This window comes from Xanthomonas campestris pv. asclepiadis, assembly GCF_020784175.1.
Lineage (GTDB): Bacteria > Pseudomonadota > Gammaproteobacteria > Xanthomonadales > Xanthomonadaceae > Xanthomonas > Xanthomonas campestris_D.
In genome coordinates this window covers 64,408-77,760 of record NZ_JAJGQM010000020.1, presented here as the reverse complement: position 1 = coordinate 77,760, position 13,353 = coordinate 64,408, and the positions used below count along the sequence as shown (strand labels likewise).

The window sequence follows — 13,353 nt, the reverse complement described above, 5'->3', positions numbered from 1 at the left end:
ATCGTTGGTCTCCTTGGTGGCTAGTGTGCCCGGGGACCTCTAACTATGGATGGACCAATTTTACGGGGAGTCGACACAAGGGCGAGCCTGCGTTGCGCGAGGGTGCGATCACGTTCTACGACACCGCCGAGCCTGTGTTGATGTTCCGGCGCGAGCATGCCGGCCGGGTGATGTTGCTGGCATTCAATCTGTCGGCGCACAGGGCCGAACTTGGGCTTCCGGCTGGCGCGTGGAGGCAAGTCGATGTGCCGGGCGTGGAGCGCGGAGCCATCGACCATGGCCACCTGCGCCTGGCCGGGCATGCGGTGGTTTGCGCGATCGCGGGCGGTTGACGGTGTGTCGCGCCCGGTAACTGTAGGTGAGTGATTGCCAGGAGCGTAGCAAGGCATTCCTTGGGGACGCCTTGCTTTTTTTTATACCTTGACAGTTGCTTAATTTGTTGAGCATCTACATCGCGACGCCAGCTGTGCGGCTGCTCTCAGTCGATCAGGTCGTTGCTGTCTGGATGATGCAGGGTGTGCTGCTCTCCTCGCCCTCCGGGTGTTTCGACCAGGAGGCCACAGATTGAGGGGTGATCGATTGCGAGCCGGGCGGCCTTGACGCCATCGCAGTGCTGCAGGCGAATGCTGTGCGCAGGACACTGCTAATGCGCGACTGTTGCGTGATTGATTGATGGTTGATCTTGTGTGGTCTGCTGAGGTGGATGCAAGCTCGGGATTGTGAGAACCAAAGAAAACCCGCCAGCATCACGCTGGCGGGTTTTTCTTTGGTCGATGTTGTCGTTTTGATCAGGAGAGCATTTGGTTCTTCTAGGTGGGAGCCGCATCTTGAATGGCGCTCTCTGAAGGCCCATGGAGCGGAGCTGAGCCCCGCCTGGTGGATGCACACGGCTTGTGCCGTACCCTCACCCCAAGCCCTCTCCCGGCGGGAGAGGGGCTTTGGCGCTCCTGGTGGAGAGGACTGGCGCCGTGAGCGGTCAGCTCAGTGGCACGCAGGGAACGCTGCAGCCACAGGCAACGAGTCTGCCACAGGCAACGAGTCAGCTACAGGCAGTGAGTCAGCTACAGATGACGATGCAGCCTCAAGTAACGATGTAACTAGGTGCCACGATAGCCACAAGTGACGCCGTAGCCATAGGTAACGCTGCAGCCACAGGTAACGCAGTAGCTACAGGTAGCGATGCAGCCACAGGTGACGTTGCGGCTACAGGTACGATGTAGCCACAACTAACGATGTAGCCAATCAGCGCATCGCTTGCAGGTCACATCTCATCAGAACTTGTAGTTGACGCCCAACACGAAGGTGCGGCCCCATTCGATGTACTCCAGCGGACGGTCCTTGGTTTCGGCATAGGTGCGGTAGGGCGAGTTGCTGAGGTTGCTGGCCTGCAGCAGCAGGGTCAGGCCGGCGAGATCGCTGCTGTCGCTGAAGCTGTAGCTGATCTGCGCGTCGGTGATGTTTTCGCCGACTACGTAGCGCAGCGTGCGGTTGCCGTTGAAGTTGCCGATCTCGCCGATGAAGTCTGAGCGGCGGCGCTGGCTGACGCGTGCCTCGAAACCCTTGTGCTCGTAGTAGGCGGTGAGGTTGTAGACGCGTTCGGACAGGCCGGGCAGGCTGATCTCGCCATTGCCGACACTGGAGGCGCTTTCCGGGTCGCGAATCTTGACGTCGCTGTCGTTGAAGGTGGCGCTGGCCTGGATGCCGAAGCCTTGCAACCGGGCGAACAGCAGATCCAGCGGCAGCGAGGCGGTGAGTTCGACGCCGCGCAGCGTGCCGCCCTTGCCGTTGAACGGGGCGCTGAAGGTACCGGTAGTCAGCACCGGTGCCGAGCCCGGCGGCGGCACGTAGCCGGCGACCAATGCGGAAAAATCGTAGTTGTCGCGGCTCTGGGTGTAGATGTAGCTCTTCAGGTCCTTGTAGAAGAACGCTGCGGCCACGTAGGCGCGCTCGGCAAAATATTTTTCGTAGGAAAGATCGATGGCGTTCGCGCGCCAGGGGTCGAGCATCGGGTTACCGCCGCTGGCACCCGGGCGGCCGGTGGAGGTGTCGACACCGAATTCCAGCGAGGCGCGCAGCTGATCCACGCGCGGACGCGCGACCTGCTTTGCCATCGCAAAACGCAAGGTCTGCTCGTACGGGAACTGAAACGCAAGGTTCAAGCTGGGCAACCAGTCGCGATAGGTTTTGCCGTCGTCGATCGGGCGCACTTCGCTGCCCACCGGCTGCGAAGCATCCCAATAGTTCGCGCGCGAGGATTGATCGGCGCTCTGCAACTGCACGCCGAGGTTGCCGCGCACGCCCACATCGCCCCATTCGGTATCGAGATTGGCACGCACCCAGGCGGTGGTGATCTTCTCTTCGACGGTCCAGGCCTTGGAAACAAGGAACGAGGCGTCGTCGCTGGGGTTGAACAGCATGTAGCGCGAGACTACCGCCGGCACGTTCCAGGCGGGCAGGGCGCCGATGCCGGCAAAGCCCAGATTGACCGGCGCGTACTGCAGGTCCGGTGCGATGGTGGATTCGCCCTGCCCGCCGAGGGTGATGTTGCCTTCGGGCTGAGTTTTTTGTTTTTCGCGGTTGGCGTAGTTGACACCCACATCCAGATCCGAGAACCAGCTCAACGCTTCGGGCATCGGGAAGCTGGCCTGCAGGCGTGCGCCCTTGAGCACATCTTCCACCCGCGGCACCTTGCCGTAGCCGGAGCCGTAGATGGTATTGGTCAGGAACAATGCGTCAGGACTGGAATAATTCATGCCCGGCGCCAGCTGCGAGAAACCATTGCCGACGACAGACACGCCCACGGTGTCCAGCTGCGGCATGGGCGCACGTTGGAGATTGTTCTCGAGGTTCAATTCGTCGCGGGTTGCCTTGGAGTAATTCAGGTCGGCGACGAGCTTGACCGCGCCGGCAGAGATTTCGTTGTTCCAGCCAAACGCGTCGATGGTGTCTTCGCGCTTGTTGTACATGCCGCGGACCAGTGGATAGACGCCGCTGGCGGTGCCGCCGACGAAGCTGTTGCTGTCGTTGACGCGCACGTTGCTGATGTTCAAGCCCGGCGTATAGCCACCGTTGTAATTGCTCAGGTTGAGCTCGAACTGGTTGGCGGTGTCGATCTGCTCGGCTTCGGTATGGAAGGCGTCGAGCGTGCTGGTCCAGGCGTTGGACGGGCGGTACTGCAACGTGGCCATGACGCCGTCGCGCTTCTGGTTGCCGGTGCGGCGCAATGCCTTGATGCCGTCGGAAAAGTACACGCCATCGGCCACGCCGGGGCGCGGGCGCTGTGCATTGACTGGTTGCCAGGGCTCGTACAGGCCCACCTGGTTTTCCTGGATTGGCATATCGGTGTGGGCGTAGCCGATGGTCAGGCCGATGGTGCGGTCGGCGAACTGGTCGATGTAACTGATATTGAAGCGGTTGCCGTATGGATCGACGTTGGCAGCCTTGCCCAGCGAATTGCGCTGGTAACGGCCGCCGACGGCGATCACGCGCTCGTTGTAGCTGAGCGGGCGTGCGGTCTGCATGTCGACGGTGCCGGACAAACCCTGGCCGACCAGGCCGGCGTCAGGCGTCTTGTAGACGGTGACGCCGCTGACCAGTTCGGACGGGTATTGGTCGAATTCCACGCTGCGGTTGTCACCGGTGCTGACCACTTCGCGGCCGTTGAGCAGGGTGGTGGAAAAATCCGGCGACAGCCCGCGCACGCTGATCACCTGCGCGCGACCGGCAACACGCTGTGCAGCCAGGCCGGGCAGACGTGCGAGCGACTCGGCGATGCTGACGTCCGGCAGGCGGCCGATGTCTTCGGCCGAAATGGCTTCCACGATCGAGGTGGAATCTCGCTTGACCGAGATGGCGCCTTCGATCGCCCGACGTAGGCCGGTGACCTGGACCTTGTCCAGGTCGGTCACCGCGCCGGCGGTCTTTTCGGAAGCAGTTTGTTCGGTGTCGGTTGCTTGCGCCGGCGCCGCCGATTGCGCGGCCGCCAACGTCGGTGCCATGGCAACGGCCAGGGCGATACTCAGCGCGGAGCGCTTGTACTTCAACATTTTCCCCTCCCAGGTACATGTTGTTCTTTGATTTTTCGATCCGGCAGACGCCTGGATGCATTGCATCGCGCGCCACCACGGGCATCACGACTGCGACGTATGGTAGACACGGCACCTGGGTGCAAACGGCCACTGCATACGTATTCAACCCGGCCGATTGCGCTGAAATCGATTCCACGCAGGCTTCGCTGCAGCGCGGTACGCCACTGGCGTGTTGTGAGGCAACGCCAATGCGCAATCTGCAGCGGCTGCCGTGCCGCTGCGTGATGCACTCGATCGCGTTGAAGGTCTCTTCAGCCCGTTGCGACCAGGTCAGCGCCTGCCCTCCATCGGCATAAAACGAATCGCCTGCCCACCGCCTGGTGCAAGACGCAGTTCCAGCGTGTCGGCGCTGCTGACCTGGCGTTGTTCGCTTACAAAGGCAAACGGGTTGCTGAGATAGTCCGCACCGTCGCCGTCGCGATAGATCTGCGCGGTGTAACGCACGCCGGGCTCAAGAAAACCGAGCGGCACCTGCAGCAGCCGGCCATGCTCGTCGGTGATGCTGCCCAGGAACCAGTCGCGGCTATGCCGGTCCTTGCGCGCGATGGTGACGTAGTCGCCGACTTCGCCATTCAAGGCACGGGTCTGATCCCAATCCACCGCCACGTCTTCGATGAAGCGGAAGGCGTCGCGGTGCTGCAAATAATGCTCGGGCAGATCGGCGGCCATCTGGATCGGGCTGTAAAGCGTCACGTACATCGCCAACTGGCGCGCAAGCGTGCTGGGGATCGCCTGGCCATTGCGGCCTTTCAGGCTGACGATGCCGGGCGTGTAATCCATCGGCCCGGCGAGCAGGCGGGTGAACACCAGATTGACCTCGTGCTCGGGCGGATTCGGTGGCTGGCCCCAGGCGTTGTATTCCATGCCGCGCGCGCCTTCGCGCGAGATCCAGTTGGGATAGGTGCGGCGCAGGCCGGTGTCCTTGATCGGCTCGTGCGCGTTGACCGCCAGGTGGCGCGCGGCGGCTTCCTGCACCACGCGCAGATGATGGCGCGCCATCCATTGGCCGTCGTGCCATTCGCGCAGCGGTGTGCCGCCTGCCGGGTTGCGACGTTCCACCTGGCCGTCGTCGCAGACATAGCCGGTCTTGACCGAGTCCACGCCGAACCGGGCGTACAGGTCCATCGCTTCGGCGATCTGGTCTTCGTAATGATCCACTGCGCACCCCGTTTCATGATGGCCGATCAGATGCACGCCCTTGCCGGCGGCGTATTTGCTCAGTGCGGGCAAATCGAAATCCGGTGTCGGCCTGGTGAAATCGAAACTGCCGCCGTTGCCGAACCATTCGCCGTCCCAGCCCGGATTCCAGCCTTCCACCAGTACCCCACGAAAGCCATGTGCTGCAGCGAAGTCGATGTAGCGCCTGGTGTTGGCCGTGGTGGCGCCGTGGGTCGGCCCGGTCGCCCAGGTCTGCTGGTTGAGATGCATCGACCACCACACCCCGACATATTTGGACGGCTTGACCCAGCTCACATCGCCCAGGGCATTGGGCGCGTTGAGGTTGAGGATCAGGTTGGACTCCACCAGGCCGGTGGCCTGGTCGGCGATCTGCAGCGTGCGCCACGGCGTATCGAACGGCAGCGTGCGCCGCACCTTCCAGCCTTCGGCGGCGGGCGACAAGTGCGCGCGCAGGCGCTGGCCTTCGGTACGGCGCAGCCACATGCCGGCGTAGTCGACCAGCGCCGCCTCATGCAGCGCGACGTGCAGCCCGCTGTCGGTACGCAAGGTGAGTGGCGTATGCGCCAACGCGACCTGGTTCAACGGCGTGCGCTGATACAGGTATTCGTAGTGGATCGGCTCGCCTGCAGGAATCCACCACGCTTCGGACGGCTGCGCGATGGCGAATTCGGTGATTTCCTCGTCGATGATGGCTTCGCGTAATCCCGCTTGTTCGGGGAAGTGATAGCGCAGGCCGATGCCATCGTCATACACGCGGAAGATCACATCGATCCTGCGCTGCGCGCGACCGGGTTCGCCAAGACTGACGCGTAGTTCGTTGTAGTGGTTGCGCACCAGGCGCGTCTCGCCCCAAGGTTGTTCCCAGGTATCGTCATGGGCTTGGCGTGCTTGCGAGAGGACGACCAGGCCGCGGTCCAGCCGGCCGTCGCGCAACTGGAAACCCAGGCGCGAGCGTTCCAGCACTGGCTGACCCAGGCGTTGCACGCGGTAATAGGGCGTGCCGCCGTCCACTTCCAGTGTGACCTGCAGGACGTTGCCGGGCGAATCGGCACTGATGGCGATGCGCTCGGCCTGCGCGATGCCGGAAAGACTGCCAAGCAGCAGGACAAGCAGTCGCGCACTGCATGCGGTGCGCGATATCGAACGCACGCGACGTGAAACCAGCGGCATATCCCCTCCCAAGGCGGCCATTGCGTCAGCGGCGACTATGCAGCGCTGCGGCGTGGATGGGTCATGCTGCACTGCGGCCAATGCCATGAATACGTATGCAGTGGTGCCGAACCCCGGAGTGCGCGTCTACCATGGCGCCACGGCACCTGGGAGGGTCCGCGCCCGTGGCACGCCAGTGCCGCGCACTACAACGCGTGCAACGAGGGAGGGAGGCCGACGGTGCAAGCCGTCTCGCCGCGTCGATGCTGAAGATGATCTGCATGGCTGCAACGCTCGGCGTTGCGGCAAGCTCGCCGGTATTGGCCGACGAGCTGGAATTCCAGGGCCGCCGTGCGCAGGCGCAGGCGCTCGAAGACGGTGGGTTTGTGCTGCGCTGGCCGCAGGGCGAGCGCCGCATCGGGCCGCAACCGATGCGCACGCACACTGCCAGTCCATTGTTCGATCCCTTGTTTGCCATGGCCCAGCAGGAAATGGCCGACGACCGCGTCGATGCGATCCGCGATCCGGCCTTCAATGACGGCAAGCCGGTGCCATGCGCATGTTTCGAAACCGGTGAGCGCTGGCCTTATGTGTGGACGCGCGATGTCAGCTTCGCCGCCGACCTGGCATTGGCGCGGCTGGAGCCGGAGCGTACGCGCAATGCGCTGCGCTTCAAGCTGTCGGCGGCGCGCGACGGGCAGACGCCGGGATTGTTCGTTGCGCAGGACACCGGCTCCGGTGGCAGCTGGCCGATCAGCAGCGACCGTGTGGTGTGGTTCCTCGCCGCGCGTGGCCTGCTGGACGATCAGCCATTCGCTGAAGAGGTCTGGCGTGCATTACAGGACACCATCGCGCAAGACCGTGCCGCGGTATTCGAGGCGCAGATCGGACTCTACCGTGGCGAAACCTCGTTCCTGGATTGGCGCGAGCAGACTTACCCGCAGTGGACGCGCCAGGATGTGCGCTTCATCGCCGAGTCCTTTGCCTTGTCCACCAACGTGTTGCACTACCAGGCCCTGCGTCTGGCCGAGCAACTGGCGCGCCAGCATGGCGATGCGCGCGCGGACCAATATGCCCAGTGGGCCGATGCCTTGCGTCAGGCCATCGCTGCTCGCTTCTGGGATGCGCGCAGCAACCAGTATGTGAGCTATCTGGGCAATGCGGCGCATCCGGTGCGCTATGCCAAGGTCGATCTGCTCGGCGTGTCGCTCGGCGTGCTGGCCGATGTATTTCCGAAAGACCGCGCGCGTATCGCACTGCGCAGGTATCCGATGGTTGCCGGCGGCAGCCCGGTGGTGTGGCCGCAGGAAGCCGAGCAGCCGATCTACCACAACCGCGCCGTCAGGCCCTTCGTCAGCGCGTATGCGCTGCGCGCCGCACGCCAGCTGGACGATGTGCCGCGTATTGCGCTGGAGCTGCAGTCGTTGATGCGCGGCAGCGCGTTGGCCGGCTCCAACATGGAAAACTACGAGATGCAGAGCCTGGCCGTGCACGTGGAGGAGGGTGCACGCAGCGGCCCGGTGGTGAATTCGCCGCGGCAGTTGTGGTCGGTTGCCGGCTATCTCTCCGCGGTGCTGGAAGGCGTGTTCGGCATTGGCGCCGATGGCAGTGTGACGCCTAAACTGCCGCGTACGTTGGTGCCGTTGTTGTTTGGCGATCGCCAGCAGATCGTGCTTGAACAGGGCGCCCGACGCTATGTGCTGCAGCGGCCGACGGCGAGTGCAGGTGAGTTGCTGGTGGCGGGGAAGGTCGAGCAACAAGGCCAGACCACGTTGGTGCATCTGATCGGTCGCAAGGCCGATACCACCGCACCGCCGCAGCCAGGCCAGGTGTTCGCACCCAGCACGCCGGAGGCGCCCGTCGCGCAACGGCAGGGCGATGGCTATCGCATCGTGATTCCGGCTGGGACGACGCTGTACGTGGATGGGCATGCGTTGGACGCCACGCAGCATTGGGACCTGCGCGAGGACGGCCTGCTGCACGTGCTCAGCCTGACCCGTCGCGCCGATGGCCTGGAGTCGCTGCACAGTCCCGCGTTGACGCTCGGCCCGTTGCAGGAAGTCCCGGGCAGCGAGGCCTGGGTTTGGACTGCCACGCGCGCGGGCCAGCATCGCGTATCGCTGCGTTATCGCAACCCCAACGGCCCGATCAATACCGGCGTCACCGCGGCGCTCAAGCGGCTGCTGCTGGAATGCCCGGGGCAGGCGACGCAGTCGCAGGTCGTGGTGATGCCGCATAGCGTGGGCGAGCAATTGTCCACGCAGGTCAGCTTCACTGCGGTGGCCGGGCAGCAGTGCCGGTTCCGGCTGGAGGATGGCTTCAACATGAGTGCGCTGGCGCATTTTGCGCAGTACAACGGCGGCCGCGGTGGTCGTGATGGGGTGGTCAACACCGCGCAGGTGAGCGCGCTGCTGGTCGGACCTGCGGCGAGCACGGAGGCTGCGCAATGACCACCAAACCACGCCTGAGTTTCTGGCAGATCTGGAACATGTGCTTCGGCTTTCTCGGCATCCAGTTCGGCTTCGCGCTGCAGAACGCCAATGCCAGCCGCATCTTCCAGACCCTGGGTGCGCAGGTCGACGACGTACCCGGCTTGTGGATTGCCGCACCGCTGACCGGCCTGATCGTGCAGCCCATCATCGGCTACCTGTCCGACCGTACCTGGACCCCATGGGGACGCCGGCGCCCGTATTTCATGGTCGGCGCAGTCTTCACCACACTGGCCTTGCTGGTGATGCCCAACGCGCCGATGCTGTGGATTGCCGCCGGCACCTTGTGGGTGCTAGATGCCTCGATCAACATCTCGATGGAGCCATTCCGCGCCCTGGTCGGCGACCAGTTGCCACCCGCGCAGCGGCCCGCCGGCTATGCGATGCAGAGCTTCTTCATCGGTATGGGGGCGATCGTGGCGAGCTTTCTGCCATGGCTGCTGACGCACTGGGGCGTGGCCAATACCGCGCCGCCAGGACAGGTGCCCGACAGCGTGCGCTACGCCTTTTATCTCGGTGCAATGGTGCTGTTCCTGTCGATCAGCTGGACGGTGTTGCGCACGCGCGAATACAGCCCGCAGCAGCTGGCCAGTTTCGACGATGCGCATCCGCCTGTCATGGCTGCAGCGATCGCTGGCACCTTGCCATCGCAGCGTGCCAGTGCGCTTTGGTGCGGCATCGGTGTGCTGCTTGCCGCTGCGATCGCCTGGCAGCACGGCGACCGCATGCTCTACGTGCTGGCCGGCCTGTGCGTCGCCTACGGTGCGTTGCTTGCATTGGCGCGCGTGCTGCCGTCCACCAGCATGTTGGTGACGATCGTGCAGGACGTGCGCAGCATGCCGCTGACGATGCGGCGCCTGGCCTGGGTGCAGTTCTTCTCTTGGTTTGCGCTGTTTGCGATGTGGATCTACACCACCGCCGCGATCACCCAGGTGCACTTCGGTGCGAACGACACCGCATCGGCCGCCTATAACGATGGCGCGAACTGGGTGGGCGTGTTGTTCGGCGCCTACAACGGCTTTGCGGCGTTGGCGGCTTTGGTCATTCCATTGTTGGTGCGTGCGATCGGCCTGCGCTGGAGCCATCTGTGCAATCTGTGGCTCGGCGCTGCCGGGCTGCTGTCGATGCTGGTGATCCGCGATCCGCAGTGGCTATTGTTGTCGATGCTGGGCGTGGGCTTTGCCTGGGCCTCGATCCTGTCGCTGCCCTACGCCCTGCTGTCCGACAGCGTGCCCGCTGCCAAGATGGGCGTGTACATGGGCATCTTCAATTTCTTCATCGTGATTCCGCAGTTGGTCGCGGCCAGCGCGCTGGGCTTCGTGTTGCGCATGTGGCTCGGCGGTCAGCCGATCCATGCGCTGGCCATTGGCGGCGCCAGCTTGCTCATTGCCGGCGTGTGCGTGGTGCGGGTTCCAGTGGCCTCGGGAGGGCAGTGATGCGTGTGATGATGGCTGGAGTGATGATGTGTGCAGGCGCGGCGAATGCAGCGGCTGCATCTGGCGATTACTACGGCACGCTGGAGCCGTTCGCTGCCGACGCGGTGTATTTCGTGGTGACCGACCGTTTCGTCAATGGCGATCCCGGCAACGATCAACGCGACCAGGGCGGTGCGCATCGCACGTTCGATGTGCCGACGCCTTGTGCCGATGGCGTCGGCGACAACATCGGTTATCGGGGGGGCGATTTCAAAGGCATCGTCGAGCATGCCGACTACATCCGCGACCTGGGGTTTGGTGCGGTCTGGATCACGCCCATCGTCGACAATCCGGACGAGGCCTTCACCGGCGGCAAGCCGATCAGCTGCGGCAGTACGCTCAGCGACCACGGCAAGACCGGCTACCACGGCTACTGGGGCGTGAACTTCTACAAGCTCGATGAGCATCTGCCCAGCCCGGGCCTGGACTTTGCCGGCTTCACCCGCGCCATGCATGCCAAGCAGTTGAAAGTGGTACTGGATATCGTGGGCAATCATGGATCGCCGGCCTACAGCATGCCGGTGGCGCAGCCTGGCTTCGGCAAGCTGTACGACGCCAATGGCCGCCTGGTCGCCGATCACCAGAATCTGCCACCGGCGCAGCTGGATCCGCAGCACATTCCGCTGCACGCGTTCTACAACACCGGCGGCGGCCTGGCCGAGTTGTCCGATCTCAACGAAAACAATCCTGCGGTACTCGATTACCTGGCTGGTGCGTATCTGCAGTGGATGGAGCAGGGCGCTGACGCGTTCCGTATCGACACCATCGGCTGGATGCCTGACCGCTTCTGGCATGCGTTCGTGGCACGCATCCGCGAAAAACGTCCGGGGTTCTTCATGTTCGGCGAGGCCTTCGATTACGACGCCAACAAGATTGCCGGGCATACCTGGGCGCGCAATGCCGGCGTCAGTGTGCTGGATTTCCCGTTGAAGCAGCAGCTCTCCGCTGTCTTCGGCCATGAGCAGGCCGGGTTCGAAAAGCTCGCCACGCCGTTGTTTCTGCGCCAGGGGCCGTATGCCAATCCGTACGAGCTGATGAGTTTCTACGACAACCACGACATGGCGCGCCTGGACGCCAGCGACACCGGCTTCATCGATGCGCACAACTGGCTGTTTACCGCGCGCGGCATCCCGGTGATCTATTACGGCTCGGAGACCGGCTTCATGCGCGGGCGTGCCGAACACGCAGGCAACCGCAACTATTTTGGTCAGGAGCGCATCCGCACCGCGCCGCAAAGCCCGATCTTCGGCCCATTGCAGCAGATCGCGCGGCTGCGTCGCGATATCCCGGCATTGCAGCGCGGCGTACAGGTGGATGTGCTGCTACGCGGGGATCACGCGGCGTTTTTGCGGGTCTATCAGCATGCGGGTACCAGCCAGACGGCATTGGTGCTGCTCAACAAGGGCGACGCAGCGGCGACCATCGCAGTGACGCGTTTTCTGCAGCCCGGCACCTGGCGCGATGCGGTGAGCGGCGAGCAGGTGCGGGTGCAACGTCGGCTGCTGGCTGCGGTGCCCGCGCACGGCGTGCGCGTGCTGCTCTCGGATGCGCCGGTCACTGATCCGGCCTTGCGCAAGCAGCTCGATCTGCAGATGGCCGAGCAGGCCGCGCGCGACGCCCGCAACAGGTAGGAGCGCACCCGGGCGCGACAGGGCATTACCGGGAACGCCCCGTCGCGCCCGGGTGCGCTCCTACGAGGCGTCAACGGCTGCGGCCGACCCCGCGCAGCCCGCCACGTATGCTCCAACGATTCCCGATTCCCGATTCCCGATTCAACGCCTGACAGCCCCATCAGCCGCCCGACCAAGCACCGCCTCGCCGGTCTCCGCGCCAGACGGCCTCCAGCCCAACGGCGGCTGCAGCCCACTGCTGCGCGAGGAATCACGCAGCGCAAGCCGCACCGGGATGGTGCGGCTCTGCGCCGCTTCGCCGCGGATCAGCGCCACCAGGCTTTCCACCAGCAGCGTGCCGGCCTGCTTGGTGTCCTGCTGCACCGTCGACAACGCCGGCGCCACCGACGCCGCCAGGGCGATATCGTCGAAGCCGCTCACCGCGACATCCTGCGGCACCCGCAAGCCGCGTTCGCGCAAGGCGCGCATGGCGCCGATCGCAATCAGGTCGCTGGCCGCACATACCGCATCGAAGGCTAGGCCACTGTCGAGCAGCGCCATGCACGCGGCATGGCCGGACGATTCGGTGGTGATGGCATCGAACTGCAGCGCGCGATCGGCCACCAAGTCCTGCAGCTTCAGCGCAGCCACGTAGCCGCGGTAGCGCTCTTCGAACTCGGGATAATGATTGGACGCGTGGCCGAGAAAGGCGATGCGGCGGCAGCCCTGCGCGAGCAGATGCGCGGTGATGTCCAGCCCGCCCTGGTAGTTGTCGCTGCCGATCGAAATGCCCGGCTGTCCCGGCAGCGCCGCGCCCCAGCGCACGAAATGCGTGCCTTGCTCGACCAGTAGCTGCAGCCGCTGGCGCGACTGCTGGTAGTCGCCATAGCCGAGCAGGATGATGCCGTCGGCCTTGTTGCTGTCTTCGTAATCGGCCTGCCAATCCTTGGACAGCTGCTGGAAGGACACCAGCAGGTCGTAACCCTGCAGCGCGCAGGCGCGGGTGATCGAGCCCAGCATCGAATGGAAGAACGGGTTGATCAGCGAATCGTCGGCGGTGGGGTCTTCGAAGAACAGCAAGGCCAGCGTGCCGGCATTGCGCAGCCGCAGCGACGAGGCGTTCTTGTCGACCTTGTAGTTCAATTTCTTGGCGATGCGCAGGATGCGCTTGCGGGTCTCTTCGTTGACCATCGGGCTGCCGCGCAGTGCGCGCGACACGGTCGGCTGCGACACGCCGGCCAGGTAGGCGATATCCAGCGAGGTGGCTTTACCCTTGATGGTCATGGTCGGCACTGGCAGCACAGGTGGCCGGCATCATGCCACGCGCCCGCCGGCCCGGTGCCGGCATGCGCAACGGCGGGCT

Annotated in this window: 7 protein-coding genes; 4 read left to right on the top strand and 3 right to left on the bottom strand. The window is 64.3% G+C overall.

Features of this window, described 5'->3' with window-relative positions; genetic code table 11:
• On the top strand, positions 1-332 hold a 332-nt coding region (locus tag LL972_RS11225; RefSeq protein ID WP_228327667.1), incomplete at its 5' end, for a DUF3459 domain-containing protein.
• A gap of 939 nt (positions 333-1,271) precedes the next feature.
• Here LL972_RS11225 and LL972_RS11220 read toward each other — a convergent pair.
• Both LL972_RS11220 and LL972_RS11215 read right to left on the bottom strand, forming a co-directional pair.
• Complete coding sequence (locus LL972_RS11220; RefSeq protein WP_228327666.1) at positions 1,272-4,046, bottom strand: TonB-dependent receptor; 2,775 nt, start codon at positions 4,044-4,046, stop codon at positions 1,272-1,274.
• Positions 4,047-4,358: 312 nt separating this feature from the next.
• A complete protein-coding gene (locus LL972_RS11215) occupies positions 4,359-6,437 on the bottom strand; it encodes a glycoside hydrolase family 97 protein (RefSeq protein ID WP_228327665.1) in 2,079 nt (692 codons plus the stop codon).
• A gap of 242 nt (positions 6,438-6,679) precedes the next feature.
• Between LL972_RS11215 and LL972_RS11210 the strand changes: the two genes are divergently transcribed.
• The 3 genes from LL972_RS11210 to LL972_RS11200 are packed head-to-tail and all read left to right on the top strand — an operon-like array spanning position 6,680 to position 12,011.
• On the top strand, positions 6,680-8,866 hold the full coding sequence (locus LL972_RS11210; RefSeq protein WP_228327664.1) for a Six-hairpin glycosidase-like protein: 2,187 nt from the start codon (positions 6,680-6,682) through the stop codon (positions 8,864-8,866).
• The gene (locus LL972_RS11205) at positions 8,863-10,341 is read left to right on the top strand and encodes an MFS transporter (RefSeq protein WP_228327663.1); all 1,479 of its coding nucleotides are present in this window, start codon (positions 8,863-8,865) and stop codon (positions 10,339-10,341) included. Before LL972_RS11210 ends, LL972_RS11205 begins: the two co-directional genes overlap by 4 nt.
• Positions 10,342-10,367: 26 nt before the next feature.
• On the top strand, positions 10,368-12,011 hold the full coding sequence (locus LL972_RS11200; protein WP_429002144.1) for an alpha-amylase family glycosyl hydrolase: 1,644 nt from the start codon (positions 10,368-10,370) through the stop codon (positions 12,009-12,011).
• A gap of 141 nt (positions 12,012-12,152) precedes the next feature.
• Here the strand turns inward: LL972_RS11200 and LL972_RS11195 are convergent, their stop codons facing one another.
• Entirely contained in the window at positions 12,153-13,274 is a 1,122-nt protein-coding gene (locus tag LL972_RS11195) for a LacI family DNA-binding transcriptional regulator (protein WP_228327662.1), read from the bottom strand.
• Positions 13,275-13,353 lie beyond the last annotated feature (79 nt).